We start from the raw sequence: 26,284 nt of genomic DNA, 5'->3' as shown, positions 1-26,284 counted from the left end.
CTCAAATCCTTTCCAGCCAATTTTCGAAAATCTCAATTCTCAAGCCGTCGTTGGGCGAGCCCACGTAGTCGGACCAAATCTCCGTCATCGGGATGGCGATGCGGTAGTAGTGCCCTTTGGAACCGGCGTTGCGTCCATAGGCCTCTTCTTCGTTATCGACGGCCATCGTAGGGATGACTGCCTCTACGGTTCCGAGTTTCCCGCGCAGGTAAGTTGGCATGCGGTAGTGCCCAACAGGCGAGCGGGTAGCGATCGTTACGCGATCGCCTGGCGCGAAAGCGGGTACCTCGCCTAGCGCTGGCACAACTCCGCCGATATGCGTTGCCGCAGTCTGCATAAGGATTCTCCTTGAGAGCAATTGGCTTCAAAATGACTGAGCGCGAGCCACATTCTTGTAAGATGCTGTCGCAGCGGAATTCGGATCACAAAGTGGGTGAAGAACGTCGGCAACTCAAACTTGCACGCTCCATTTATACCGACCTGTAACCGTCCATGATCCAGCTTGAGACCAGTCGTGCATAGTCCGCCGAGGCATCTTCCCAAACGAAATGACCTGCCTCGACGATCTCGGCCCGGCTGTGGGGAAGAAGTCCTGCCAGGAAGTCCCCATTCGATGGGGGAACAAGCGGGTCATCTTTGCCGGAAATAACCAAAACTGGCGTCTGAATGTCGGGAAGGAGCTTTTCGAGCCGGGGCAAATCGGTGGAATAGGCCCGAACGAAATCTGCAGCTTCGTTCCAGCGTTGGCCCTCAGAAGACAGTCGGTAGTCTTCGAGGATCTCCGTTGGAATTGTAACTCTCGCTGAACCTGAAACGAATTTCACGACCTGTTCGCCGCCGTCCGAGCCGACATATGCGGCTTTTTTCGATGCCACCACCTGTGCCAACGACTCGCCCAGCAGGGGCATGCTGGCGCCCCCGCTGCCTGCAACGATGCTCTCGAAAAGGTCTGGCCGTTTGGATGCGGCGAACAGCGCGGCCAAGGTACCCACGTCGGGTGCGATAACGTGCGACCGCTCGATTCCGAAGGCAGCCATGAGTTTTATCACGAAATTACCCATCGCGTCCGGCGACATCAAATCTTCCCGGGCTTGAGATTGACCGAATCCCGGGAGATCTACCGCGATAACGGGTCCGAGCTTGCAGAGGTCGGACCAAACGAGATTGAAAGCAAAGATACTCTCCGGCCAGGGAGCCGTCAGAAGCAACGGGACGCCATTTTCCTTCCCCGCCTTCACGTATCGTACCGACACGCCATCGACGGACAGGTGGTCGATCGTCTCTTTGATAAAGATGCCGTCAGCCATGTGAATACTCCTCATTTTCGGCGCCTTGGCCGCGACTGAATTCCCCCCAAACTCGCAGGTGAGCCCGCTCCGTTCTTTGACGATCCGGCTTTTGTTTTGAGGAGGGTATGCTTGTCTCGGCGCTGATGGCTATGAACGCTTGGTCGCGGCTAGAGATCGAATTTTACAAGACCGCGTTCTGAAATTTCCGCTTCATAGGGGCATCAACGTAACGAGGTGCACCATGAATTCGGTCGACAAATTCGACATTTTGATCTTTGGCGGTGGCAAAGCTGGCAAGACGCTGGCCATGGACCAAGCAAAGGCGGGCAAGAAGGTAGCGGTCGTTGAGGCGGGTCTCATCGGTGGCTCGTGCATCAACATAGCTTGCATTCCCAGCAAGACACTTATCCGCAGCGCCGAAGTCGCGCATTCCATGAAGGGGATTTCCGAGTTCGGGATCACAGCCGACAACGTCCGTAGCAGTCTCGATCTTGTTCGCGATCGCACCGCGCGTGTCGTGGCAGAGATGGTTGCAACAAACCAAGCCGGTTTCGACGCAAGCGGCTTCGATCTTGTCTTGGGCTGGGGTAAGTTCATCGCCCCGAAAACAATTGAGGTTGAGACCGCGTCTGGAACAAGAACTGTTTCGGGCGAGCAAGTTTTCATCAATTTAGGAACGACAGCAGACGTACCAGACCTTCCGGGTCTCGCGGACGCAGCTCCTATCACCCACGTCGAAGCTCTGCAGCTTGGCGACCTTCCAACGAAGTTGATCGTAATCGGCGGTGGCTACATTGGAATGGAGCTGGGCCAAGCGTTCCGTCGCCTGGGTTCAGACGTCACCATACTGGAGCGGGGACCCCGGCTTGCTCCGCGGGAAGACATAGACGTCAGCGAAGGCATTCTGAAGATCCTCAGTGGCGAGGGGATAGAGGTGGCGCTCAGCGCCTACGACCTCTCCGTTAGCGGGCGCTCAGGCGAGAGTGTCACTGTCCGTAGCGCGGATGGTCGAGTATTCGAGGGATCGCACATCCTCGTGGCCTCGGGCCGACGTCCCCGAACAGCGGGCATCGGGCTCGAACTGGCAGGTGTCGAGGTCGACGATCGAGGTTTCATCAAGGTTGACGACCATCTTCGGACGACCGCCGACGGCGTCTGGGCGATGGGTGAGGTGGCCGGAACTCCTATGTTCACCCACGCGTCCCTCGACGACTACCGCGTGGTTAAGAGCACGATGACGGGCGGCAACCGAACCACAGAGGGTCGAATGATCCCGTACTGCGTCTTTATCGATCCGGAATTTGCTCGGATCGGAATGAACGAAGCGGAAGCGCTCAAGGAAGGCATTGAGTACCGGGTCGCGAAGCTTCCGATGGATGTCGTGCCGCGAGCGAGAACCCTCTCACAACGCAAGGGGTTCATGAAAGCGCTCGTTGCGGTCGATTCCGACGAGATCCTTGGTTTCAGCATGCTCGGCGTGAACGCAGGCGAAGTAATGAGCGTCGTTCAAATGGCGATGCTTGGTGGTCTGCCCTTCACAACGCTTCGCGACGGGATATTCGCCCATCCAACCATCGCCGAGGGGCTGAATATGCTGTTTGCGAACGTATCGGCATCAGCTGTGGTTCGCAAAGCCGCGTGACATCGATTTAATAGGACAGAGATCAATGACTTTGGAAAACGCTACAAACACCGAGACGGAATACGCAGACTTGGACGGGCGACGCATTGCCTACCGTTTGATCGGGCAGGGAACGCCACTCGTTCTTGCGGTCCGTTTCAGGGGGACACTTGATGCCTGGGATCCCCTGTTTCTCGACGAGTTGGCCAAGGACTTCACTGTTATCACCTTCGATTATACCGGCTTGGGTGCATCCACTGGAGAACCAACCTACGACCGAGCATCGCTGGCGAAGGACGCCAGGGACCTGATCGATTTTCTTGGATACAAGAAGGTTGTGATGGGCGGCTGGTCGCTCGGAGGTGTCGTAGCTCAAGTCTTCAGCCTGACGTATCCGGAACTGGTCTCCCATCTGGTTTTGATCGGAACTGCCCCTCCAGGCCATTCCAAGATCAGCGGAGACCCACTCTTCATGAAGACCGCCATGAAGCCTGTAAACGACCTCGCCGACGAAGCAATCCTGTTTTTCGAGCCTGAATCTCCCCGGAGCAAAGAGGCTGCACGATTGTCTCACGAACGTATAGCTGCTCGAAAAAATGACCGCTCGCCCATGATTCAGGAGGCAACGTTCATGAAGCTTCTGAGTGAAGCAAAGGACCGTACCACCATTTTCCCGGACCCGAATGGGCAGCAGATGGAGGATATGGCCGCTGGACGCCATCCGGTCCTCGTCATCAGCGGCGACCACGACATCGCCTGCCCGGTCGACAATTGGTTCGAGGTATCGACCTTCTGGCAGTCGCTTCACATCGTAACAGTGCCGCAGGCCGGTCATGCACCCCAACATCAGGCGCCTGAATACGCTGCAGAAGTGATCGCGTCCTTCGTCAAGCGAATCCGATAATCAACGCTTGCTGTGAGCTTCTAATCGCCCTTCTTCTCACCGGGGAGACTTAAAATGCCGGAGCTGTCCATTTAGCTCACCCTGGCTTTGCCAGCTATGCCGTTGTCAGAGGTGCCAAGCACCTCGCGATGCATCCGCCTTCAGATTAATCCAAGCCTAGACGCCGTTGCCACCGCTTGTGTGCGCGTTACCGCGCCGAGCTTTTCCATGGCGGCCCTGAGATAGCCATCGATTGTGTGATTGGAGAGCGCGAGTATTTGCCCGATTTCGCGGCTCGTTTTACCCGCGCTTGCCCATCGGAGGCATTCTCTCTCGCGAGGTGTCAAAACGTCAGTTGTCCGCGAACGCGAACTATATGAGTCTACCGCTCCCATAAGCGCCATCATAAGCATCGCCATCTCTTCGTGGCGTTCGATCTTTCGCCGACCAGACAATAGACAGACGTAACGTCGCTGTTCTGAATCTGAGAGTGCAACCGCGAACGTGAACGAGAATCCCTCGTTGATGAAAATCCCGTCTTGAGGTCTGTGACCAGGGTGAGGGGCTCGGGCGAGAAGTAGTGGCATCGTCGGTACTGGAAGGACGGTTCGCTCAAGCCTCCTGATCAAGGGGCTTTCAGTCAAAAGGTTTCGAGCTTTGTAGGCGTTCAGCAGATCGGTGGGCCAGTTGGTCGCCAGAACGTTTTCGGCAAACAGTGGGCGCCCTGGCGCCGGGAAGGTCCCGAACAGAAAGTAACGAAAGTTATAGCCCTTCAACATCGAGCGGAAACGCGATTGCAAGGCGTTAAGCCGGGCAATCTCGCTTACGATACGAGCTGGATCAGAGCTCTTGGTCTTTCGATGTTCCCAACGAGCAGGCATCTTGCTAGCCGTCGACGACCTCAGTCTCTGGTCTGTCGGTGCCAAGGGAATATTCGCGATGCCATTTGCCGTCGGTCGTCTCAAAAGCAATTTCGGTGTCGCGGCCTGCTATCTGCTGTCGCTGCGCGGCAATCCTTGCAGCCGCCAAGGCATCGTCATGTGTATTGAAGGGCTCTGACCAAACGTCATCAAGACGGTACGCAAAGCCACCGTCATGGGGGCCAATGTGATAGGTGATATGCATTCGAAATTCTCTCTAAGTCGCTGGAAGTCATCGCCGATTAATCAAGAAGGTCTCGGTAGCGGGCGGGAACCTGGGTGTGGTGCGCAACCTGCCTTTCCGAGGATTGCATCGAGCGCGATTGAGAACACTGCTGATCTGATGATCAGCAGTGGGAATCCGTCGAATAGCCACCTCTGAATATGCTGTTGATCGTGTCGCATTTGCTAATCCGGATCGAGTGGCGATCCGATAATGCGCCGCGGATGCTTATACGATCTTGTAAGTTTCGGCTGTGACAGATGGCTGGAGACTACGCGAATTTACGTGCTTCAGAGACGTCCAAGGACAAAGCTTCACCCTCAAAAAAGGAAAGTGTCTCCGCTAGCCTCTCGCGCTCTGTCTGACCATGAGGTTCCGCCGCATGTTTTGCGAGACTGGTCGCAGATCTAAGTTCCCAAAACTTTGCGCCTTGTTCGGTTGCAAGATCGTATCCACGACGTATCAGTTCCCGGCCATCTTGAGCATTTTCAAGAAGAAGTCGCTCTCCCTTCAATCGGTACAATTCCGCACGGCACCACCCTGCGTTCTTTGAAAGCGCACGATCCAACGTCTCGTCATCGGCGAGGTGACCGCCTGCCATAAGGCAATTTTCGAACCGAGCACCCTTCGCATTCCTAAGGCTTTGATTGAACTCGTCCGAGTTGCCCGACTGTACGGCTTTAGCGACATGATGGAACGTCGTGGCCCATTCTTGCCACCGAAGGAGGGAGTTTTTCGTTGCTTTTTCGGCCAGATCGCTGAGAAGCCGAACTCCGAGATCATGGTCTCCCATGCCAAACGCAGTTGGACATGCGGAAACTGAAAGGAAGAGGCAGTACGAGATGGCGTGATCTAAAGCGCTAGCTTCCTCAAATGTCGAGGCAAGCAAGGTCCTCGCCTCTGAAAGCTTTCCCTGAACCCACAGAGTCTTGACGACCGTCGATAAGGCACTGATGCGCTGATCATAACTCGCCCCGTTGTTGAGAGTCCCCCGGACACCTCCCTTTGCAAGTTCCAGTGCAATTTTCGCGTGTGTCAACCCGGCATCAAAGTTTCCGATGTAATGGAAGTTGTGAGCAAGGAGGCGGCTCGCTGCATTCGGCAGTTCGTTCCCAAAGAGGTCGTTGAAACGGAGTGCAAGTGATATCGCCTCGACGTAGTCACCATTCATGGTGTGTATTGCCGTCATTCCTCCGACCGCGCGGAGCGTGTTCATGTGGTCACGCAAATTCTCGGCAATGGATTTGGCTTTGGAAAACTCTTCGATTGCTTCCTGGTCACGTTCGGAGCTCTTGATGTGGTAGAGGGTGCCGCCATGAGAGACTCGTAGGTTCATCTCGGTAAGCGCGTCGACCTCGTCTAGCTGATCGAAGTAGGCGAGGGCGCGTTCGAGGTGCGTGAGCTGCTCAGCCATCAGGCCAAGCTGGGTCCAAATGATGTTGGAACTGGCCACAAGATCAATTCCGGCCCGCGTCTCACCGCCCTTGGAAAATGCCCACTCTAGTGCGCTTCGGAGTTCGTGAACCAAGCCTCCGTGTTCGTTGAGCCAACTACCGGTATCGAGAACAGTCCAATCGCGCTCAGCTTCAGCAAGCCGAGCGCGGCAAAGCTTGGCGTGAGCCAATTTGCAGGATTGATCAAAACCGGAATTGGCGAGTTTGGTCGCCGCATATTCCCTTGTGGTGACCAAGAGCCGATAGTTGCCGCCTGCGGCGGAGACGTTGAGCAAAGACTTTAGAAACAACCCGTCAAAGGCATCGTAGAATTCTTCGTCGGAGACATCCTCAGCAGCAACCCACCTTGCGTGGTCCGCAGTGAATGTACCGGCAAAAACAGAAAGCCGGTCTAACAAGTCCTTTTGGGTGGGCTCTAGCGTGTTGTAGCTCCAGTCCAAAGCGGCTCTTAGCGTTTGTTGCCGGGGCGGTGCGGTACGACGACCTCGCCGTAACAGAGCCAGCGGGTCCGCGACCGAGCGATGAAGACTTTCCAGATCCATATCGAACGCCCGCGCAGCCGCGAGTTCGATAGCCAAGGGAATTCCATCGAGCCTGCGGACTATATCGGCCGCCAAAGTCATTGCTTCTGGGCGTGCAAAGTCACTTTCATCGGCCACGAGGCCTGCGAGAGAAATGAAAAGTTCTAATCCAGCATATTCTGATGGGTTTACGGCCGATGAACCCTCAGGGGGAACCTCCAAAGGTGGAAGTTGCCGCACGCGCTCAAGAGACGCCCGCAATGGCTCCCGGCTTGTCGCCAAAATAGTGGTCAATGGCGAAGCCTTCAAAATTTCCTCGGCGGCACGGGCGGCTTCGTCGACGACATGCTCGCAGTTATCAAAAACCAAGAGGGTGGCGCTCTTTTGCAACTCGCCGATAATCGCTGGGAGAACATTCGATCCGTAGACGCTTAGCCCCAGCTGGCTTGCCAGCGATGGCAGCAATGTCTCGCCAGTGGAGTGTGCCGCGAGATCCAGGAACAGCACCCGATACTGCTCGCTTAGCAATTTGGCTACGGCTATTGCGACCGATGTTTTGCCAATGCCGCCAGCACCAGCAATCGTAAGGAGCCTCGTTGTCTTAAAAAACTCAGCGGTCGTCCGTATAAAAACTTCCCTACCAAGGAGCTTGGTAGCCGTTCTCGGCAATGTTGACTTATCGATCGGATTCGCTGGACGGTTTGTCGTCGCGCGAGGGCTTACTCTGACATCCGGTAGAAACTGGTATCCCCGGCTAGGCACGTTTTCGATAAATTTCCGAGCTTCATCCCCGAGCGACTTCCGGAGCGAGACCAGATGGACTCTCAGCGCACCTTCTTCCACGATCGTGGTTGGCCAAACCGTCCGAATAAGCTCTTCTTTACTGACAACCTGTCCCGCCCGCGTGGCAAGTGCCGCGAGAATATCAAAGGCTCGACTACCAAGGCGAAGTGCTTTCCCATCCGCAGACAGCCTCCGATTTTCGATATCTAGCTCGAAACTATCGAAATATAAGACTGACATGCTGCCCCCAAGATTCAGCTTGGCTCACTTTTTTCAGTTTTCGGGTTTTGCACCGCCGCGTCCGCCCTTACAGGTCTTAGCCCGGTCTTTCAAGAACTTCTAATTCATAGTCTTCGATCGAGTTTTCCCTCTTCAGTTTTGTAGAATACTGACTCATTTCTCATCAGCTCACCAGAGGTCGATGTGGTGGAATCATAAACGGCCCTGTTATAAATATGCGCCTCCAAATCGATGTCTGAAATCGACTTGGAGCCGTACCGCGAGCAATAACAGGGCTACGCACGCGAAACGATGACAAAAAAACGCTGGGCGGCTGTGGAGTAGGGTCTCCGAAGCCCCGATCGAGATCCCGCGCTTCGCAGGATGTGTGGAGCGTTAGAAAGCCATCAGATAACAGGATCGCGGGTGACGAGCGCGAAGACCTCTCGGGCAAGGTGGTAGAAATGCTCCACCCTCAACCTCCTACTTGCGATGCCATAATGCTGGCCCAACCTGGCCGGAACCCCTGTATTTATTCAATTTCTGCGCGGCCTCATCGAGCAGCTTCACGAAACTCCTGGGGTCGATACCATCGGCTCGGTTCAGCAGTGCTATTAATGGATCTGACCTCATCTCAGTAATTGTAAGCGTTTCGGGCATCGGAGCCTCCTTTGATGCGTTGGAGGCTAACCGAGTAGGTGGAGAATTCTTGTCAAAATCGAGTGCGGCGTGTGTGTTTGCTCGCTCCTGCCGGATCGTCCAATAAATGGAGAGGCCAACCCCTTAATGACGATGACACCGCACCGTTGAGGTGGTGGCGAATTGGTTCGCGAACTGTGTGGCAAGAGAAGGTACCAGAATGCGTGTCCTAGTTCTGTTTGCGCATCCCGCACAACGGAAATCGAGTATTAATCTCGCAATGGCCGATGTGGCCCGTAGAGTCGACGGTTTGACGTTCGTTGATCTCTATGAGGAATATCCTCGCTTCCAGATCAATATCGATCGAGAGCAGGAACGCTTGCTGGACCACGATGTCATTGTCTTCCAATTCCCGATCTACTGGTACTCGACGCCTTCGCTTCTGAAAGAGTGGCAGGACCTCGTGTTGGAGTACGGATTCGCCTATGGTCCACAGGGGAAGCTGCTGGCTGACAAGTTCGCGCTTATTTGCGTCACCACAGGTGGTCGCGAAACCGACTACTCGAGCACTGGTGGCAATAACTACCCCCTTCGCCAGTTCCTGCTGCCTCTGCAGCAAACCGCGACGCTCTGCGGAATGAAGTTCCTGCCCCCATTTGTTCTTCACGCCGCCAATCACATCGGCACGATGGAGGCGCAGCGACATATTGCATCATACGGCGCTCTCTTAAGGGCGATCACAGCCAACCAGCTTGATCTTGATGAGGCGCTGGCCCGCGACTCGATATTCCCGGCTGATTTGCACATCACGGCGGAGCATTAGGCTATGGAAGGTTTAACGTTCTATGCCCTGGCATATCTCGCCGCAGCCGTCTTCGCCGTCATCCTCTCGCGGCGGCTTGGGCTCGGTTCAGTTGTCGGCTACATCGCCGCTGGCGTGATTGTCGGTCCCATCCTTCACGTCTCTGGGGCGGGATCTGAATATCTCGAACAATTTTCGGAATTCGGCATCGTGATGATGCTCTTTCTGATTGGGATGGAGATCGATCCGCAGATGGTCTGGCGGCTCAGAGGCAAGCTCATCGGCTTGGGCGGCCTGCAAGTCATTGTGACACTCTCGGCGGTGAGCATCATCGGAACGTTGTTGGGTTTCTCTTGGCAGCAAAGCGCATTGTTCGGCTGCGTCGTCGCTTTATCTTCTACGGCAATTGTTCTGCAGACCCTTGAAGAGAAAGGGCTCCTGGAGTCCGACGGTGGAAGGGCGAGCTTCGCAGTCCTGCTTTTTCAGGATTTGGCAGTCATTCCTATGCTGGCCTGCATTCCTATGCTTTCTTCGGTCACCAATGTAGCTAACAGTGCTCATGGAGAAGCATTTTTTTCAGCGCTACCAGGGTGGGCATCTGCACTCTTGACGCTGGGAGCAGTTGTCTTCGTCGTGGCCGCCGGACACTACCTTTCGCGGCCCGTCTTTCGCGCAATAGCACAATTAGGTCTTCGGGAAGTTTTCACAGCTGCTGCTCTGCTCGTAGTCGTTGCAATAGCGGCCCTTATGTCCGCCGTTGGCCTTTCCCCAGCTTTAGGTGCCTTCCTCGCAGGCGTCGTGTTGGCAAATAGCGAGTTCAAGCACGAACTTCAAAACGATATCGAGCCCTTCAAAGGGCTTCTGCTCGGCCTTTTCTTTATGACGATCGGTGCAAAAATCGATCTCACGATACTGCTGCAGCATTGGGCGATCGTCCTCGTTGCGACGTTGGCGATGATATTGGTCAAGGTTGGCGTTCTCCTACCATTGGCATGGCTATTCCGACTTCGGGCGACGGCAGCCTGGCTATTTGCTCTCGGCCTCGCCCAAGCGGGAGAATTCGGCTTTGTCTTGCTCTCATTGGGACGAGAACGAAATATCTTCTCGGAGGAGATGGTCTCGATTTCGATACTTGTTATCACGTTGGGGATGGTCCTGACGCCCGGTCTATTCATCCTATTTAACCGCATCGTGACCTTGCTGGACAGTCGCGGTGCGACCCGGGCCGACGACGAGCCCGAAGAGGGCACTGTCATTGTCGCTGGACTTGGACGCTTCGGCCAAATTGTTAACCGGATGCTGCTGGCGAACGGACACAAGCCGGTCGTGCTCGATTTCCGCGCAGACGTGGTTGATGATCTGCGAAAGTTCGGAATACGGTCATTTTTTGGAGACGCGGGGCGGCCTGACCTCCTTGACTCTGCAGGCCTCGCGAAAGCGGACGTCATCGTTGTTGCAATTGACGATCCAGATCGCGCGGTTGAGATCGTGACCTACGCCCGACGAACCAACCCCAATATCAAGATTGTCGCCAGGGCTTATGATCGGCTGCACTACTATCGCCTTTCCGATGCTGGCGCGGATCACATCGTTCGAGAACTTTTCGGTAGTTCTTTGGAGGCCGCGGTCCTGACATTGCGGTCGCTAGGCATGCACCCCTATGAGGTCGAAAAGAGAAGAAACGTGTTTATCGAGCAAGACCTAGCTGGATTGAAGCGGATGGCGCCCCTTTTTGATGGCGTCACGCCCGTATCTGACAATCCTGACTTCATCGCCGGGTTTAATGACATCGGGAAAGTCATCGAAAATGCGATGCTCGGTAACCGCACGGCGTACAACGACTTGGTTCGACGGGGTTGGACTCCACCCGTACTCGACGATAGTCACGCTCTGAAAGCTGAGCAATCGCGGCGGTAAATTGCCACAGGAGCGGTTGGAATGAAGCGTTTTCAGAAACTGATAATTGCCGCTGTGGCTTTGGTATGCGTGGGTGGGGCGGGCGCCGGTTTCTTTTTCTTCTGGCCACATTCCCTGCCAGATGTTTCGGCGAGTGCACTGCAGCCCACCGGCGCAGCCCTGATTGCACGAGGCGAACATCTGACGATCGCGGCGGATTGTGCTGCCTGTCACACTACGAAAGGCGGGAAACCGTTTGCCGGAGGCTTGCCCTTCAAACTGCCGTTCGGGACTATCTACTCATCGAATATAACGACAGATCCAGAGCATGGGATCGGTGCCTGGAGTGACGCCGAGTTCGTCCGTGCGGTGCGGTCCGGGGTAGGGGCTCACGGCGAAAACTTATATCCCGCGTTTCCGTATGCGTCCTACGCCCTGATGACGACTGACGACATCTTGGCCGTCCGGGCGTATCTGCGCACACTGGCACCTGTGAGCGAGGACGCGCCATCAAACTCGCTTGCGTTTCCCTTTAATCAACGTTGGCTTATGCGCGGTTGGAACCTCCTCTTTCTCCCGTCTCGTCCTTTCGAGAATGACCCATCTAAGGATGAGCAATGGAATAGGGGAGCATATCTTGTGGAGGCGCTCGAGCACTGCGGCGAGTGCCATACACCGAGAGGTCTGATGTTCCAGCGCAAACAGAGCGAAGCGTTGTCGGGCAGCGAAGTGGATGGCTGGAAAGCCTGGAACATCACGTCCGATCCAGATAGCGGGATCGGCCTCTGGACAAACGATGAGATCATTTCCTTCTTATCAAAGGGGCATGCCAACGGGCACGGGCCCGCGGGCGGTGCGATGCGTGAAGCGGTTGACCTGAGCTTGAGCAAGCTCCCAACGTCGGACATCGAGGCTATAGTCGCATATCTACGGACAGTTCCTCCAGTAGAGAGCGACGAGAAGGTTCGTGTGAAGCGCACGAGCTCGATCCAGAACGCTTCGTCCAAAAAATCGGACGAGAGCCTTGGCTCGCGGATCTTTGCTGGTGCGTGCGCAAGCTGTCATGGGCTCGGCGGTAACGGATTGGTGAACAGCCGGGCCAATATTGTTGGCGCCCACGCGTTGGCTGATGTCGACGGTAGCAATTTTATCCGGATTGTCCTTCAAGGATCTTCAGACAATATGGCAGCGCCGGGTCGGACGATGCCCGCGTTTGGGGCGATCTACAATGACGCGGAGATCGCAGCGTTGACGAACTTCGTCATTGGCGAAATTGGTAAGAAGAAAGGCGCAGTTACAGCAGAAGATGTTGCGAAGGCACGGGAGTGAACTATCAGGTCGTTTTGACCAAGTGGATTCCCAAATGAGCGGAAGCATGCTTCAAGGCTGCCGTTAGGAGGCGGGTTGGCTCGCTGCGTTCCTTGCTCTGGCTGCCGTTCGCGTCTGCCATTATTCACCGGGACGATACAAACGCCATGATGTAACCGGGGCCTCCCCAGTTCGAACGTCTTTGTATGTCGCGGAAATCTTATTTAGAATCGTCTGGTCGTCCGTATCGATCTCGTAGAACGTGCCGTCGACCGCCCGGATGATAATCCAGGTCTCGTCTGGCTGTTGGGGTGCCGAGGCGACAAACTCCCCCCAGATAACCTGGCGCGTATTATCAGCCAGAGCTGCTAAATCGGAGCCTGAAAGCCGGGCATTGTCCTGCGCCAAATCTTCCAGTTGTTCGCCGCCTTCACCCGTGGCCTCAAACCATTCGTGCTCAGGTTCCGACGACTTGACTGTCGAGACGATCCAATTCGCTTCCAAAGATCGAGGTGCCAAAAGCCGCAGCAAGTCTTTGAGATCAAGCGCAAGGGCATGTTCCTTGAGATCGTAAATCCTAAGTGTTGCCATGGCGTCCCCCGAGCCAGCCTCTCATTGGCAGCAACACGTTGTCAACACGACCTAGTTCATTCACGTCGGCGGTGTCTCCACATTCGCGGTGAGGAACGATCAGCGTTGACCGAGTGCTGGCACTCAGTTCAATGCTCGCTGCTGGATCTTGCAAGCGGCGCAAGGGGGCAAGCGATTGCCGACCGAATATTGCAGTGCCGTCTCGCGAACCACGCCTCAAAAATTAGCCTGTCAAGGACATGCCGTGCTGCTATTAGCAAATCGCCAGGTCATCTACGTCGCTCGTTGATGTGTGGGCTTCAGGATCGGACGCGGACTCAGTGGACTGGGCGGTGAAGCCTTCATAAACGCTACCAGGACCAGCCCAGCGACGGAAAACCAGAATGCAATGATGAAGCAGTCGCTGTAGGCCAAAACGTAGGCTTGCGATCGGACTGACGCGGACAGTGTACCGACAGCTTTCGCGGTTCCACCGCCGTTGTGACCGAGCGCGTTGTTTAAAGCGGCTAGACTTCGCTTATACAGCGGGTTGTCATTTGTCAGGTGAGCGCCAAGAACATTTGAATGGAACTGCTCCCTTCGGCGAATCCACGTCCCCATCAGTCCAGCCGCAAGCTCAGCGCTTCCAAGACGAGCGACCTGAATGTATGCCGACATCGCGGTCGAGCGTTTTGGATCCGAATTTCCAACCAGGAAGACAAACGATGCGTAGAACGTCATAACCTGGCCGGTCGTGTGCAGCAGCACGATCAGCCCGAAACTGTCGGGGTACCAATCCGAGGTGACCTCTGATCCGATAAGAGCAGCGACGCCGCTTGCGGACAAACCCACGATCAATGCCACTCGCGCATCAACGTACGTCAGAACAAATCCAGAGAGCATGACGATCATTGCCACGGGAATAACCGCGTAAAGGATAAAAACGCCGCTTATCTGCAACGGCCGCAGACCTCCCACGGTCTGCATTATTCCCGGAATGAGGGTACTTCCAGCACTGCTGGCAAACGTAAAGACAGTGACAACGGCCAGGCCGAGAATAACGTTGCGAGAACCGAGAACGCTGGCATGCGCCCACGGCCTCAACACGATGCTTTCGTTTATGAGGAAGGCGACAAATAGAAGCCCTCCAGCGAGAAACAATGCCTCGATCAGACCCGATTCAAGCCAGTCCAACCGGTTTCCTTGGTCCAGCGCGATATAAATGAACGTCATCGACGCGCCGAGCAGGAGCATTCCGCCCCAATCTGCGTTTGCCAAAAGTGACTTGTCGATCGGCTCCCTTGGAGCGCCCAACACTAAAAGCAAAGCGATCAGCGGAGCGACAAGTACATCCTGCCAGTAGAGCCACTGCCATCCCAGGACGTCCCCGTAATATCCGACCAGTGCGAATCCCAAGCTCTGGGACAGCGGAATACGAAGTGTGTAGATCCCAAGGCCGATGATCCAGTATTTAGGAGCAAGGTTGCGGAAGATGATCATCAGCGTGGCCGGTACGAAGACGCCAAGAAGCAACGCTCGAACAATGTGTGCGGCGAACAAAAGGTCGTGGTTGTGGATCGATGGAATTGCACAAGAGAGCGCCGCGTAAACCAGGCTTGAAGGTATCATCACCCTGCGAACGCCATAGACCGTCATCAACCAAGCGACGGCCGATGCGATAAATATCTGGGGCGCGTTGGCTGCGGTGGCGAACCAAGCACCTTCGTCGGTGCCAAGACCGTATGCTCCCTTTAGATCTGGGAGACCCACAGTAAAGACGCGGGTATCGAAACCCACTACAAATGCCGCCAATAGAAGAGCCGCAACGATGAGTATCGGCCGTTTCGTCGTCGTGCCTTGCGATGAAGGCCCCAGAACATTCTGGGCGGAGCCATTCATTGGGTGGTGTCCGGAGTATAGACCGTCACGACCGCAGACATCCCCGGGCGTAAGGATTGAACGAGTGGTTGACCGGTTTCAAATTCGATCCGAACAGGAAGCCGTTGGACAACTTTCGTATAATTGCCAGTCGCATTGTCTGGCGGCAGCAGCGCGAACGTCGAGCCGCTCGCCGGTGACAGCTTTCCGACTTTACCCCGCAGAATCATGCCGGGAAAAGTGTCAATGCGGACATCAACGAGTTGCCCCGTACTCATCCTGCCCAGCTGCGTTTCTTTGAAGTTTGCGGTTACGTACACATTCGGGACTGGAACGACGGCAACGATACTGCCGCCGATGCTCACGTAGTCGCCAAGGTGGACCGACTTTTTACCAACCACGCCATCGAACGGTGCGTAGATGCGCGAGTACCTTTGGTGCAGCTGGGCGGTAGTGAAATTGGCTTCCTGCGCATCTATCTGAGCATCCAACAATGGCTCTTGACCTTGCAGGACTTGGAGTTGAGCCCGTTGCTGTTCGATCGCGGCGGCTGTTGACGCGACAGAGGCTTGCGCTTGGAGAAACGATGCCTGAGCCTGCTGGAGGCGCTGCTCCGTGCTTGCTTGGCCAAGGTTCTTCTGTCGTTCAAATTCGAGGCGTGTCTGTTCCTCCACCGCAAGTGCGGATGCGTTTTGCGCCTCAGCGGCCTTGATCACGGCGCGTTGCAGGTTTTCCTGGTTGCCAAGGTTGACGCGTGACGCTTTTGCCGCCTCTAAATTTGCTGTCGCAAGGGCGAGTGCCGCGTCGTATTCGCTGGGATCGATCTCTACTATCAGGTCCCCTTTTTTGACCGGCTGATAGTCATCAACGGCGATCGACCGAATATTTCCGGAGACCCGTGCGCTCATGGTGCTGAAATCTGCTCCAACGGCAGCGTCATCCGTCGCCTGCGTTGCCGCGGAGGCAGTCCAGCTATTCCAGTTCGCGTTTGCGTACGCGACACCAGCCACAGCCAGGATTACTGCCGTGGCCGGTATGAAAAGCCTCGCTAACAGGCTGGGCTGGCTTGGAGGAAGGTTCGAGACAGGTGATGGTGGCGCCTTGGCTGACGTCGGCGACAAGGTCGTTACGTTGTCGCTCATTCGAAGATCCGCACGCTTTCTGCGGGAGGGTTCCGTAGTTCCCTGCGCGTCAATTCAATTTCGGCTGGCCGGGTCGCCTGAACCGCCAAAGAGGTTGTCGCTTCAAATCGCATTGTCTTCTCCGCTCGACATACGAGGATGTATTCTGATTATAAGTGGACCTTGATGCAGTGCTGTTTGGATCGATTGTAATATCCGGCACCCCAACGACTGGTTGGCTGTCCATGCGAACCCAAACGCTCCAATCTTACAATAAAGCCCCGGCCAGCGCCTGTACGAGGGAGGGAGGCGCCTGTCGGGCAGTCGAAAATCGTCGCAATTGAGAGATCTCAGCTATGTCAGATAAGAATTCAAATGCAGCCGAAGCCGGTACCTTCGCTATAGGCTCGACGGTAGTCAATCGGTTGGGTTTCGGCGGAATGCGGATCACCGGTCGAGGTGTTTGGGGTCAGCCGCACGACCCAGCCGAAGTCGAACGGACACTCAAGAAATTACCAGAGTTGGGCGTCAACTTTATTGACACGGCCGATTCCTATGGGCCTGGCGTGTCAGAAGAACTGATCCGAAAAGCTCTCCACCCTTACAGTGGGCTGTTGATTGCCACGAAAGCCGGGTTGACCCGGCCGGGCCCCGATCAGTGGGCACCGGATGGCCGTCCCGAAAAGCTGGTGGCCCGTGCTCACGAAAGTCGCGAGCGACTTGGTGTCGAGAAAATTGGGCTGTGGCAACTGCATCGGATCGACCCGCGTGTCCCCCGCGATGAACAATTTGTCGCCATCCGAAGCCTGCTCGACACCGGCGTTATTTTGAATGCAGGCCTGAGCGAGGTCTCAGTCGAGGAGATCGAGGCGGCTTCTAAATATTTCAAAGTTGCTACGGTTCAGAACCGATACAATCTCGTCGATCGTTCCAGCGAGGATGTTCTGGATTACTGTGAGGAGAATGGGATCGGCTTTATCCCGTGGTTCCCTCTGGCAGCTGGCCAACTCACCAAGCGTGGCTCCGCGCTTGATGTTATTGCGGAGAACCACGGGGCGACTCCGAGCCAGATCGCACTGGCGTGGGTGCTGAAACGAAGCTCCGTAATCATTCCGATTCCGGGCACGTCGAAGGTAAGCCACTTGGAAGAAAACGTCGCTGCGGCAGGCATCAAACTTAGCGACGAGGAGTTCGCATCCCTCGATGCAGCTGGTCGCCAGTGACGCAGCAATCGGCCCGACAAACTCGGGTGAGTTTGTCGGGCCGACAGGCAAAAGCCTGATGTTTTTGAATAACATCATCAGGGAGAGATGTCCCCAATGCCACCTTGCTCGGTTCTATTTCCTCGCGAAAAGGTAGTTTAGCGTTAGCGAGGCTGCTTCTGCGACAGCAGCTGCAGCCCCAATGGCCCACACAGCATCGAGGCCAATAATCCCCGCACCCAGCGCACTTCCGATCGAGAAGCCCAGATACATTGTCGAAGTGTTCAGGGATAGCGATACCGAAGCCTGAGAAGGAGACGATGCCGCAATCAATCTGGCCATCTGAGCGGGGAAGAAGGACCAGACGCTGAAACCCCAGACGCCGATAGCCACTAAGGCAGGTATTTGAGCCGCTGCTGGACCAAGGACAGTCACTGCTGCCAAAACAGCAAACGAGCAGCCGAGCAGAATGAGCGACGCCGCCACGACCCTTCCTGATCCGAACCGGTCGTTCAGGGCGCCACCAGTGGTCACACCTATCGCTGCCGCAAATCCCCACATTGAGACCGTAGCGCCAATCCCTGAGGTACCAAAACCCAAGACAGTAGTGAGGTATGGTGCGATGTAAGGGTAGGCGGTATAGGCGCCAATTGACCAGAACAGAGTGATGGCAAGCAATTTGAGAATTGGCGCTTGCCGAATGACGCCCACGCGCTCCGACAAACTTGCGACGGACATGCCTTCTCCTGCCGTGCGGACGATCCCCGCGATAATACCGAAGATCGCCACAAGACCCATCATAGCGACGGCGAGAAACGTCGTCCTCCATCCAAAGGCGTGACCGACCAGGGCTCCAAGCGGTAACCCCAAAGCGATCGCGATGGTCATGCCACCACTGACGATAGCAAGCGCTCTTCCTCTTCGAGCAGGCCCGGCGATTGCCCCAGCCAGAGCGTTCGCGTTCGGAACGAATAGTCCTGCTGCGACGGCCATAAGTAAGCGAGCAACCAGAAGGGTGGAAAACGTTGCCGAGAATGCTGCCACGAAGTTGCCCACGGCGAAAATAGTCATGGCAACTAACAATGTGTCGCGGCGATGTAGACGCCCAGTGATCACCGTGGTGATCGGGGAACTTATGGCCAAAGTGATCGTGAAGACAACCACGAGCATCGCGGTCGCTGACAGGCTCATGCCGAGATCAGCGGCAATTGTCGGCAACAGAGGCGCGATCATGAAACCCTCTGTGCCTATTGCGAAGGTTCCAAGCGCTAGAAAATAGGCAGGCATCAAAGATGGCGTTGGCTCAGGGGATCCCAACGTCGAGGAAAGTGTCTCAGTGGGAATCTTCGGTGTCAGATTCAGGCGGTCAGACATGATGGGGGTACCCTTAACTGCGTTCTTCTCGGCCTTCCCGTCTAACCGGCGGGAAGGCCGATGGTTTACTGTCCAATATTCAAACGGGGATTGGGTCTGCTACGAGGGCCGCGTTGAAGTCGTGAACGAGTTGATGTTCGTTCAGGCCCGGGTTATCGCGAAGAGCCGTGATTTCTTCGACGAAGACCTCTGGAGCGTCGGTGGCGAGGCCCGCCATCGTTTTTTCGATAAACACATCCAGCGGCATTGCCCGTGGATCGCCGCTCTTCTTAACGAGGTCTGTGTCGACCCACGGCGGAGCGATCTCTTGAACCTTCACGTTGGTGTCCCGCAACGCAAAACGCTGGGACAGTGAATAGGAATGCAGCGCAGCCTTGGTCGAGGAGTACACCGCGTTTCCAGCAAGCGGCACGAACGCAAGAACGGACGTGTTATGAATGATAGTCGCGTCCGATTGGGTCTTGAGGTGGTCGACAAGTGCCGAGGTCAGGCGAATTGGGCCAAGAAGGTTTGTCTCGATGATATTCTGCGAGACGGAGTCGTCGATTTTGCCTGCCGGATCGTCGAACGGCATAATACCCGCATTATTGATGAGCACGTTGAGTTTCGGATATTCGGAGATCAGCTTTGTCGCCACCCGCTCGATATCCGCAGCGTCGGCGATATTCAGCTCGATTCCGTCGATCCCTGGATTGGCGGCCGAAACCTCATCAAGCAGCGCCTTGCGGCGACCGGCGATGATCACCTTGTTGCCAAGCTTGTGAAACGCTTCAGCAAGGGCGCGGCCAATCCCCGAAGTGCCGCCCGTGATGAAGATTGTGTTGCCAGTCATTTTCATAAGTCGCTCCATCTATTTTCGGTGCCAACTTTCTGGCTGGGCAACCGTGTTTCGATGGGAGAATGATGGCGGAAAATCGCGCTGGCTCAAATGCCATTGAAACGGCGATTTCGGACATTCGATGTCTCGTTACGCTTCGAGGAAGCGCGTTGCGTCCTCAACGAATTCTTCGGCATGTTGAAAGAGCGACGCGTGACCCGAGTCTGGGTAAACGATGAATTTCGCGTCAGGAACCTGCTGAGACAGGACAAACGAACAATAGGCGGGGGCCACAATATCTTGTGCGCCTGCCACGACGAGTATTGGCAATTTAAGTTCTCTTGCTCGATGTAGTATCCCTGGCCAGCGCGTGAAGGCTTGAACTTGCTCCATAAAGGCGAGGGCGCTTACTCCTGGAGATCTGTAGGGCTGGTTTGCGATCCGGCGAATCGAGGTTCGACCGCATGACACCGCGGCTTCCGTCTCGGGATAAAAGAGGTAGAGAAAGTCTTGTTCGTCGTTTTCCTGCTTCGCCAAAACGGTAGCAACACGGGGTTGTTGGCGCGGCCCTTCGGCGATTGCGCCTGGCGTCGCTCCGACAAGGATCATCCGACGCAATAGGTGGGGATAATCCAAGGCAAGCTGCTGGGCGACCGCGCCCCCGAGAGACCAACCCAAAACATCAGCATGACGCGGTGCGACTTGGAGAATTACCTCGGCGGCAACGCTGGCCATGGATTTTATGCTGTTGAGCGAACTGCCCTGAGACAAACCGACGCCCGGATTGTCAAACCGCACGACTTGGTGGTCGCCGGAAAGCAATTTGATGAACGCCGGATCCCAATCGTCCATTGTGGCTCTGAAACGAGGAAGGAGGACAAGCGGCGTGCCCCTTTCTGGGCCATTGGTCCGGATCGCAATTTCACCATGCTTGGTTTGGACTGAGTGGATCTCTGGCCCTGAAGGCATTTATTGGCTCCCGACGTACCTATTGCTGGACCCATTGTAGCCAAAGTCCAGTTTGTCTCATATGACAGGTATCCGTCGTTTTAGGACTTTGACTCATGCGTCCGCTAACTCGACATCTTCGCCATCCATGAGCTTTAATGCCCGCTTCAAGCTTTGTGGTGGTTGTCCCAGTGTGCGAAGAAACGCGCGGCGCATCCTGTCTCGATCGGAAAATCCCGTGTCGCGAGCTACAATCTCCATTGGGTGGCGACCGTCTTCCAACATGGCTTTCGCGGCCTCGAGACGTAACATCTCGACCGCTTTCGCTGGCGATTGGCCAGTCTCCTCCCTAAAAAGGCGACTGAACTGTCTTGGGCTCAAACTGACGGCCTCCGCCAGCTCCTCAACCGTCAATGGATTGCGGAGATGTTCCTTCGCATAAATCAAGGCGCGACGAATTCGGTCGGACCTTGGCTCAAGCTCCAAGAGCGCCGAGAACTGCGACTGGCCTCCAGGCCGCCTGTGATAGACCACGAGCTTCCTCGCAATCGACCGTGAAACGGCCGCGTCAAAGTCGTCCTCGATCAGAGCCAGCGTGAGATCGATCGCCGAACTCATGCCTGCGGATGTCCAGATGTTTCCATCGTGTGTGAAAATTCGATCCTCATCGACGTGCGCCAGGGGAAACCGTCTCTGGAGGTCGCGAGCGTGTGCCCAATGTGTAGTCGCCACCTTCCCATCCAGCAGTCCCGCTTCGGCCAGCAGAAAAGCTCCGGTGCAAAGCCCGGCAACTCGCCGCGATTCTGTGCCCGCCTTGGAGATGTAATCTCGCAACACTGGGGAAGAGGAGCTTGGGGTCAGCTCGCCAACAACCATTAGCGTGTCGGGAAAATCACCAAGGGGTTCAGTCTCCACGCCAATTTTCAGTGACGATCGAACGGTGCCTCCCTTCTCGGACATTACCGTCAGCTTATAGGCCTCCGTACCCTGATCCTGATTGGCGAACTCAAACGCCGAAAGGGCGGCAAGCCCCATGACCTGAAAACCGTCTTCAAGAATAAAGCCCACAGATCGCATCAATCGCTCCGTCTTAAAGTGCCGCATACACCATATTTGAGACATGGACCTGTCTTGGTCAAGAGCGCAGTTCTAGGACCGGACATTAGTCGTTGATTGTACAATAACTGGCACTGCTGTGCTGTCAGTCTGCTTTCACAATGCCAGACCCGCATTCATGTGAGGTCGGCGTCAGCCCTTGTTACGCTGCAACTTGTGAGGTGGAAAATGAAAGCCCGAATTCTTGTATTATCGCTTTGTATGGCCGGATGGACGGTAGCTCTGAGGGACTTCGTCAATGCCCAAGAGGCAGCTCCGCAGGTGGTTGTAGCGAAGCCTCTGGTTCGCGACGTGACAGATAGGGATGAATTTATTGGCCGGTTTCGGGCCGCCGAACAGGTCGATATCCGTTCGCGCGTCGGTGGCTATCTGCAGAGCATTGCTTTCAAAGACGGCCAGTTGGTGAAGGACGGTGATGAACTGTTCAAAGTCGACCAACGCCCCTTTGTGACTGCTTTGAGCCAAGCTAAGGCCAGCCTCGCTGTAGCAAATGCAGGCTTAACCTATGCGCAGGCCCAATTCGATCGCGTTAACGCTCTGGTTAAGTCGGGGAGCCAGACGGTTGCGACCCTCGACGATCGGCGGAGGGAACTGGACTCGGCGCAAGCAAATCTCCAAGGGTCTCAAGCGAGTGTCGACCGCGCTGAGCTCGACATGACCTACAGCCGGATTGTTGCGCCACTGAGCGGCCGCATCGACCGCCATATGATTTCTGTCGGCAACCTGGTCACCGCAGATCAGACAGTCCTCACGTCGATCGTAATGCTTGACCCGATCGACTTCTATTTCGACATCGATGAACGTCGCCTTCTTAGCTACGCCGAAACCGCCCGCAAAAACGGCTCCGTCCTGCAGAGCGGTGGCGGAGGTTTGAAGGTCTCGGTTAGGCTGGGCGACCGGGACGGGACGGCCTATACCGGCACGCTCGATTTTGCTGAAAATCAGGTCGACGCGGCAACCGGAACCCTTCGCGCCCGCGCCAGGTTTGCAAATCCTGATTTCGTGCTTCAGCCAGGGTTGTTCGGCAGGGTCGAGCTTGAAGGTTCAAATTCATACAAGGCGATCTTGATACCGGACGAGGCTATTAGCTCCGATCAAGACGAACGTGTTGTCTTCGTCGTTGGCAAGGACAATGTCGTGTCGACAAAAGCGATCCGGCCAGGTCCGAGAATCGACGGATACCGTGTTGTCAGAAGCGGCCTCGACGGTAGCGAGAGTCTAGTTGTGAAGGGCGTCGTACGCGTCCGCCCAGGCGTTAAGGTCGACCCGAAAGAAACTACCCTTCCGCCTGAAAACAAAGATCCGGTTGAGTCAGCACCGCTGACCGCCGTGAATGCGGAGTAGCTGAGATGCGGTTCGCACACTTCTTTATCGACAGGCCGATCTTTGCCTCAGTCATTTCGCTCCTGCTGATTATCGTGGGTTCAATTGCCTATTTCGAACTGCCAGTCGCGCAGTATCCGGAAATCGCGCCCCCAACAATCGTCGTCCGCACCTCATACCCAGGCGCAGATTCACAGACGATAGCTGACACGGTGTCCACGCCGATCGAGCAGGAAGTCAATGGCGTGGAAGACATGCTGTACATGTCGTCCTATTCGAGTGCCGACGGCGCGATGACCCTCACAATAACGTTTGCGTTGGGTACTGATCTGGATAAGGCGCAGGTCGTCGTCCAAAACCGCGTTGCGATTGCGCTCCCAAGACTTCCGCAAGAAGTCCAGCGACTGGGGGTGACGACAAACAAAAGCTCGCCTGACCTCCTGATGGTGGTCCACCTGCTTTCTCCCAACGGGAGGTACGACCAGCTCTACACCTCCAACTACGCGAGAAACCGTGTTCGAGATGTGCTGGTACGCCTGCAGGGTGTCGGCGACATTCAGATCTTCGGCGAACGCCAATACGCTATGCGCATCTGGCTGGATCCGGAAAAACTGTCCTCTTACGGTATGACATCGAACGATGTTGTGAGTGCTCTGCGTGACCAGAACGTTCAGGTGTCCGGCGGCTCAATTGGAGCTCCTCCGGCAGCGGTCGACAATCCGTTTCAGTATACCGTCAGGACAGATGGCCGCTTCTCAGATGCTCGACAATTTCGATATGTCATCGTCAAGTCGACACCCGACGGGCGCCTCGTGAAGCTCGAAGATGTTGCTCGCATTGAGCTTGGAGCCCGCGACTACGTTACCAACGCCTATGTGAACAACAAGCCAGCCGTCGGTATGGGCATCTTTGCCCGGCCAGGGACGAACGCGCTGGAAACGGCAGCTCAGATCAAATCTATCATGAAGGACCTGTCAGCTCAGTTCCCGCCTGGTCTTGAGTATCGCATCATCTACGACACCACCGACTTCGTGGCTTCTTCGATCGATGAGGTTTACCGCACCATCGGCGAAGCGATTGTCCTCGTCGCGCTCGTGGTTCTCATCTTCCTCCAGTCCTGGCGAACCGCGATAGTGCCGATCGTTGCCATCCCGGTCTCTCTTGTCGGTACATTCGCCTTCCTCGCGGCGTTTGGCATGTCTCTGAACATGCTGACACTGTTCGGATTGGTGCTCGCGATCGGCATTGTGGTCGACGACGCGATTGTCGTAGTGGAAAACGTCGAACGAAACCTCGCCGCGGGTATGAGTCCGCGGCGGGCAGCTCATCGGACGATGGACGAGGTCGGGACGGCCGTCGTCGCTATCTCGCTCGTGCTTATCGCCGTATTTGTACCGACAGCCTTCATTCCAGGAATTTCCGGACAGTTCTATAAGCAGTTCGCAGTGACCATCTCGATCGCAACGGCGATCTCGGCAGTCAACTCGCTGACGTTGTCTCCCGCTCTGGCAGCACTGGTGCTGAAGAGGCATGAACACGAATCTGCAAAGCGAAGCATCGCGGGAAGAATCGGTCATAAGTCGGCCGAGCTCTTCAACCGCGGCTTTGACAGAGTGAGTAGTGCCTATTCAACGAGCATCCGCCATATCGTTAGCACGAAAACTGGACTGACTTGTGCCTTGATCGTCTTTCCATGTTTGTTGGTCGCCACATGGTTCTTGAGCACGAAGGTGCCAAGCGGCTTCATCCCGATCATGGACCAAGGCTATGCAATCGTCGTAGTCGAGCTTCCCGACGGAGCTTCGCTGGAACGAACCGATGCGGTGATCAAAAAAGCGGGTGAAATCGCGAGGGCTACCCCAGGCGTTGCTAACGCCGTTCAGTTCGCCGGGTTCAGCGGCGCAACATTCACCAACGCATCGAATGCAGGCGTGATTTTCACACCGTTCAAGTCATTCGACGAGCGATTGAAGAGCGGGGATACATCAACGAAGATAATTCAAACGCTTTACAAAAATCTCCAAGCGGTCGACGAGGCCTTCATCATCGCCATTCCGCCGCCGCCAGTGCAGGGCATCGGTAATTCCGGTGGCTTCAAGATGCAGGTGATGGACCAGGACAGTTCCAGCATGACGCGTGCGCTCGCGCTGGCAAGACAGATGATGGTGATGGCCAACAAGACGCCAGGCTTGACTGGAGTCTTCACAACATTTTCTGAATCGAGCCCGCAATACTTCTTGTCGATTGATCGGGATAAGGCACAGTTCTTGAATGTTCCGATCCCCAACATCTTCGAGACCTTATCGAGCAACCTTGGTGTATCATACGTCAACGATTTCAATGCTTTTGGCCGCGTCTATCAAGTCCGAGCTCAGGCCGACAAGAAGTTCAGACTTGAAAAAGATGACATGCTTGATCTGAGTGTGCGCTCCGCAACCGGCGCTCTGGTGCCGCTCGGAACGCTCGCAGATATACGGGAGGCAAGTGGGCCCACTTTGGTGCAGCGGTACAACATGTACGTTTCCGTCCCGCTTCAGGGAAATGCCGCTCCCGGTGTCTCGACAGGGGAGGCGATTTCCAAGATGCAAGGCATTGCGGCGCAGGTTCTTCCGCCAGGCACTACATTCGAGTGGACCGAGCTCGCTTATCAGGAAACGCATATCGGAGGCAGCGCGATCTGGATCTTTGCCCTTTCCGTGGTGTTCGTTTTCCTGGCGCTGTCGGCGCAGTATGAGAGCTGGGTCCTTCCCTTGGCGATCATTCTGATCGTTCCACTTGCGGTTCTCGGAGCTCTCACGGGTGTTTATCTGAGAGGCATGGACAACAACGTCTTGACGCAAATCGGCTTTGTTGTGCTGATTGGTCTCGCGGCCAAGAACGCAATCCTGATCGTTGAGTTCGCTCGTCAGGCCCAGGAGAACGGGAAGACTGCGGTTGAGGCCGCAGTGGAGGCCAGCCATCTCCGCCTCCGGCCGATCTTGATGACCGCCTTGGCGTTCATCTTCGGCGTACTGCCGCTAGCCATAGCGGAGGGCCCCGGCGCAGAGATGCGGCAGTCACTTGGAACAGCGGTGTTTAGTGGCATGCTCGGTGTAACAGTGTTTGGCCTGTTTCTCACGCCAGTCTTTTATGTGGTTCTTCGATCGAGATATTCGCCGCGGACAGCGGAGGAAGATGACGACGTGATCATTGAGCATCAACAAGCAGCCGAGTGATTCCCCCTATCGCACCTTTCCATGCGGCGCCCTCTGGGGCGCCGCTTTTTTTGCCCTGTAAGCGGCCCCAAAAAGGATGGTTAGCTTGCTGGTTCGAGATAGCGATCTGGTCGCTCGGTGCCGCGACATCCTAAATGGGCGGCCAGCTATCAATCTTCGAGA

20 protein-coding genes are annotated in these 26,284 nt (G+C 55.7%); 8 read left to right on the top strand and 12 right to left on the bottom strand.

Going from position 1 to position 26,284, the window contains the following annotated elements; translation table 11 throughout:
- Nucleotide 1: 1 nt before the first annotated feature.
- Both AB8B33_RS37460 and AB8B33_RS37455 read right to left on the bottom strand, forming a co-directional pair.
- On the bottom strand, nt 2-337 hold the full coding sequence (locus AB8B33_RS37460; RefSeq protein WP_130709462.1) for an SH3-like domain-containing protein: 336 nt from the start codon (nt 335-337) through the stop codon (nt 2-4).
- A 133-nt stretch (nt 338-470) separates the two neighbouring features.
- Nucleotides 471-1,307 (bottom strand): alpha/beta fold hydrolase, encoded by an 837-nt coding sequence (locus tag AB8B33_RS37455; RefSeq protein ID WP_130763027.1) that lies wholly within the window; start codon nt 1,305-1,307, stop codon nt 471-473.
- A 223-nt stretch (nt 1,308-1,530) separates the two neighbouring features.
- Here AB8B33_RS37455 and AB8B33_RS37450 point away from each other — a divergent pair, with 223 nt between their 5' ends.
- Complete coding sequence (locus AB8B33_RS37450) at nt 1,531-2,931, top strand: dihydrolipoyl dehydrogenase family protein (RefSeq protein ID WP_130763026.1); 1,401 nt, start codon at nt 1,531-1,533, stop codon at nt 2,929-2,931.
- A gap of 25 nt (nt 2,932-2,956) precedes the next feature.
- Complete coding sequence (locus AB8B33_RS37445) at nt 2,957-3,814, top strand: alpha/beta fold hydrolase (RefSeq protein WP_130763025.1); 858 nt, start codon at nt 2,957-2,959, stop codon at nt 3,812-3,814.
- A 140-nt stretch (nt 3,815-3,954) separates the two neighbouring features.
- Here AB8B33_RS37445 and AB8B33_RS37440 read toward each other — a convergent pair whose 3' ends face one another.
- From AB8B33_RS37440 to AB8B33_RS37430, 3 genes are all read right to left on the bottom strand, one after another.
- Nucleotides 3,955-4,674 carry a helix-turn-helix transcriptional regulator gene (locus tag AB8B33_RS37440; RefSeq protein ID WP_130763024.1) on the bottom strand — a complete coding sequence of 240 codons (720 nt, stop codon included), beginning with the start codon at nt 4,672-4,674 and terminating at the stop codon, nt 3,955-3,957.
- 4 nt (nt 4,675-4,678) lie between these two features.
- Nucleotides 4,679-4,918, bottom strand: coding sequence for a DUF2188 domain-containing protein (locus AB8B33_RS37435; RefSeq protein WP_130709472.1), 240 nt, complete (start codon nt 4,916-4,918; stop codon nt 4,679-4,681).
- Nucleotides 4,919-5,207: 289 nt separating this feature from the next.
- A complete protein-coding gene (locus tag AB8B33_RS37430; protein WP_130763023.1) occupies nt 5,208-7,934 on the bottom strand; it encodes an ATP-binding protein in 2,727 nt (908 codons plus the stop codon).
- Between the two features lie 838 nt (nt 7,935-8,772).
- On the opposite strand from AB8B33_RS37430, the gene AB8B33_RS37425 reads away from it, so the two are divergent.
- The 3 genes from AB8B33_RS37425 to AB8B33_RS37415 are packed head-to-tail and all read left to right on the top strand — an operon-like array spanning nt 8,773 to nt 12,579.
- Nucleotides 8,773-9,375, top strand: a complete 603-nt coding sequence (locus AB8B33_RS37425; RefSeq protein ID WP_130763022.1) for an NAD(P)H-dependent oxidoreductase — start codon at nt 8,773-8,775, stop codon at nt 9,373-9,375.
- 3 nt (nt 9,376-9,378) lie between these two features.
- Nucleotides 9,379-11,271: a monovalent cation:proton antiporter-2 (CPA2) family protein gene (locus AB8B33_RS37420; protein ID WP_164565912.1), complete on the top strand. Its 1,893-nt coding sequence runs from the start codon at nt 9,379-9,381 to the stop codon at nt 11,269-11,271.
- A gap of 21 nt (nt 11,272-11,292) precedes the next feature.
- The gene (locus AB8B33_RS37415) at nt 11,293-12,579 is read left to right on the top strand and encodes a c-type cytochrome (RefSeq protein WP_130763020.1); all 1,287 of its coding nucleotides are present in this window, start codon (nt 11,293-11,295) and stop codon (nt 12,577-12,579) included.
- A 120-nt stretch (nt 12,580-12,699) separates the two neighbouring features.
- Here the strand turns inward: AB8B33_RS37415 and AB8B33_RS37410 are convergent, their stop codons facing one another.
- From AB8B33_RS37410 to AB8B33_RS37400, 3 genes are all read right to left on the bottom strand, one after another.
- Nucleotides 12,700-13,149 carry a hypothetical protein gene (locus AB8B33_RS37410; RefSeq protein WP_130763019.1) on the bottom strand — a complete coding sequence of 150 codons (450 nt, stop codon included), beginning with the start codon at nt 13,147-13,149 and terminating at the stop codon, nt 12,700-12,702.
- A 273-nt stretch (nt 13,150-13,422) separates the two neighbouring features.
- Complete coding sequence (locus AB8B33_RS37405) at nt 13,423-15,027, bottom strand: MFS transporter (protein WP_130763018.1); 1,605 nt, start codon at nt 15,025-15,027, stop codon at nt 13,423-13,425.
- A complete protein-coding gene (locus AB8B33_RS37400; protein ID WP_130763017.1) occupies nt 15,024-16,148 on the bottom strand; it encodes an HlyD family secretion protein in 1,125 nt (374 codons plus the stop codon). Before AB8B33_RS37400 ends, AB8B33_RS37405 begins: the two co-directional genes overlap by 4 nt.
- A gap of 335 nt (nt 16,149-16,483) precedes the next feature.
- Between AB8B33_RS37400 and AB8B33_RS37395 the strand changes: the two genes are divergently transcribed.
- Nucleotides 16,484-17,350: an aldo/keto reductase gene (locus AB8B33_RS37395; RefSeq protein WP_130763016.1), complete on the top strand. Its 867-nt coding sequence runs from the start codon at nt 16,484-16,486 to the stop codon at nt 17,348-17,350.
- Between the two features lie 114 nt (nt 17,351-17,464).
- On the opposite strand, the gene AB8B33_RS37390 is transcribed toward AB8B33_RS37395, so the two are convergent.
- The 4 genes from AB8B33_RS37390 to AB8B33_RS37375 form a co-directional block, all read right to left on the bottom strand.
- Nucleotides 17,465-18,703, bottom strand: coding sequence for an MFS transporter (locus tag AB8B33_RS37390; protein WP_246711325.1), 1,239 nt, complete (start codon nt 18,701-18,703; stop codon nt 17,465-17,467).
- A 79-nt stretch (nt 18,704-18,782) separates the two neighbouring features.
- Complete coding sequence (locus AB8B33_RS37385) at nt 18,783-19,541, bottom strand: SDR family oxidoreductase (protein ID WP_017996685.1); 759 nt, start codon at nt 19,539-19,541, stop codon at nt 18,783-18,785.
- Between the two features lie 129 nt (nt 19,542-19,670).
- Entirely contained in the window at nt 19,671-20,489 is an 819-nt protein-coding gene (locus AB8B33_RS37380) for an alpha/beta fold hydrolase (protein ID WP_026157646.1), read from the bottom strand.
- A 93-nt stretch (nt 20,490-20,582) separates the two neighbouring features.
- A complete protein-coding gene (locus tag AB8B33_RS37375; RefSeq protein ID WP_026157645.1) occupies nt 20,583-21,545 on the bottom strand; it encodes a GlxA family transcriptional regulator in 963 nt (320 codons plus the stop codon).
- Nucleotides 21,546-21,785: 240 nt separating this feature from the next.
- Here AB8B33_RS37375 and AB8B33_RS37370 point away from each other — a divergent pair, with 240 nt between their 5' ends.
- Nucleotides 21,786-22,928 (top strand): efflux RND transporter periplasmic adaptor subunit, encoded by a 1,143-nt coding sequence (locus AB8B33_RS37370; RefSeq protein WP_130709544.1) that lies wholly within the window; start codon nt 21,786-21,788, stop codon nt 22,926-22,928.
- Nucleotides 22,929-22,933: 5 nt separating this feature from the next.
- Nucleotides 22,934-26,122: an efflux RND transporter permease subunit gene (locus tag AB8B33_RS37365; protein ID WP_439019359.1), complete on the top strand. Its 3,189-nt coding sequence runs from the start codon at nt 22,934-22,936 to the stop codon at nt 26,120-26,122.
- Nucleotides 26,123-26,284 lie beyond the last annotated feature (162 nt).

It is taken from the genome of Rhizobium sp. 768_B6_N1_8 (assembly GCF_051811225.1).
In the GTDB taxonomy this organism is placed as follows: domain Bacteria; phylum Pseudomonadota; class Alphaproteobacteria; order Rhizobiales; family Rhizobiaceae; genus Rhizobium.
Note: the sequence above shows the minus strand (reverse complement) of the source record. Positions and strands in the feature narration are given on the sequence as shown.

What these genes read in the sequence shown, in the direction of transcription:
- AB8B33_RS37460 (WP_130709462.1), bottom strand. Translation starts at nt 337, where the DNA reads ATGCAGACTGCGGCAACGCATATCGGCGGAGTTGTGCCAGCGCTAGGC.
- AB8B33_RS37455 (WP_130763027.1), bottom strand. Translation starts at nt 1,307, where the DNA reads ATGGCTGACGGCATCTTTATCAAAGAGACGATCGACCACCTGTCCGTC.
- AB8B33_RS37450 (WP_130763026.1), top strand. Translation starts at nt 1,531, where the DNA reads ATGAATTCGGTCGACAAATTCGACATTTTGATCTTTGGCGGTGGCAAA.
- AB8B33_RS37445 (WP_130763025.1), top strand. Translation starts at nt 2,957, where the DNA reads ATGACTTTGGAAAACGCTACAAACACCGAGACGGAATACGCAGACTTG.
- AB8B33_RS37440 (WP_130763024.1), bottom strand. Translation starts at nt 4,674, where the DNA reads ATGCCTGCTCGTTGGGAACATCGAAAGACCAAGAGCTCTGATCCAGCT.
- AB8B33_RS37435 (WP_130709472.1), bottom strand. Translation starts at nt 4,918, where the DNA reads ATGCATATCACCTATCACATTGGCCCCCATGACGGTGGCTTTGCGTAC.
- AB8B33_RS37430 (WP_130763023.1), bottom strand. Translation starts at nt 7,934, where the DNA reads ATGTCAGTCTTATATTTCGATAGTTTCGAGCTAGATATCGAAAATCGG.
- AB8B33_RS37425 (WP_130763022.1), top strand. Translation starts at nt 8,773, where the DNA reads ATGCGTGTCCTAGTTCTGTTTGCGCATCCCGCACAACGGAAATCGAGT.
- AB8B33_RS37420 (WP_164565912.1), top strand. Translation starts at nt 9,379, where the DNA reads ATGGAAGGTTTAACGTTCTATGCCCTGGCATATCTCGCCGCAGCCGTC.
- AB8B33_RS37415 (WP_130763020.1), top strand. Translation starts at nt 11,293, where the DNA reads ATGAAGCGTTTTCAGAAACTGATAATTGCCGCTGTGGCTTTGGTATGC.
- AB8B33_RS37410 (WP_130763019.1), bottom strand. Translation starts at nt 13,149, where the DNA reads ATGGCAACACTTAGGATTTACGATCTCAAGGAACATGCCCTTGCGCTT.
- AB8B33_RS37405 (WP_130763018.1), bottom strand. Translation starts at nt 15,027, where the DNA reads ATGAATGGCTCCGCCCAGAATGTTCTGGGGCCTTCATCGCAAGGCACG.
- AB8B33_RS37400 (WP_130763017.1), bottom strand. Translation starts at nt 16,148, where the DNA reads ATGAGCGACAACGTAACGACCTTGTCGCCGACGTCAGCCAAGGCGCCA.
- AB8B33_RS37395 (WP_130763016.1), top strand. Translation starts at nt 16,484, where the DNA reads ATGTCAGATAAGAATTCAAATGCAGCCGAAGCCGGTACCTTCGCTATA.
- AB8B33_RS37390 (WP_246711325.1), bottom strand. Translation starts at nt 18,703, where the DNA reads ATGTCTGACCGCCTGAATCTGACACCGAAGATTCCCACTGAGACACTT.
- AB8B33_RS37385 (WP_017996685.1), bottom strand. Translation starts at nt 19,541, where the DNA reads ATGAAAATGACTGGCAACACAATCTTCATCACGGGCGGCACTTCGGGG.
- AB8B33_RS37380 (WP_026157646.1), bottom strand. Translation starts at nt 20,489, where the DNA reads ATGCCTTCAGGGCCAGAGATCCACTCAGTCCAAACCAAGCATGGTGAA.
- AB8B33_RS37375 (WP_026157645.1), bottom strand. Translation starts at nt 21,545, where the DNA reads ATGCGATCTGTGGGCTTTATTCTTGAAGACGGTTTTCAGGTCATGGGG.
- AB8B33_RS37370 (WP_130709544.1), top strand. Translation starts at nt 21,786, where the DNA reads ATGGCCGGATGGACGGTAGCTCTGAGGGACTTCGTCAATGCCCAAGAG.
- AB8B33_RS37365 (WP_439019359.1), top strand. Translation starts at nt 22,934, where the DNA reads ATGCGGTTCGCACACTTCTTTATCGACAGGCCGATCTTTGCCTCAGTC.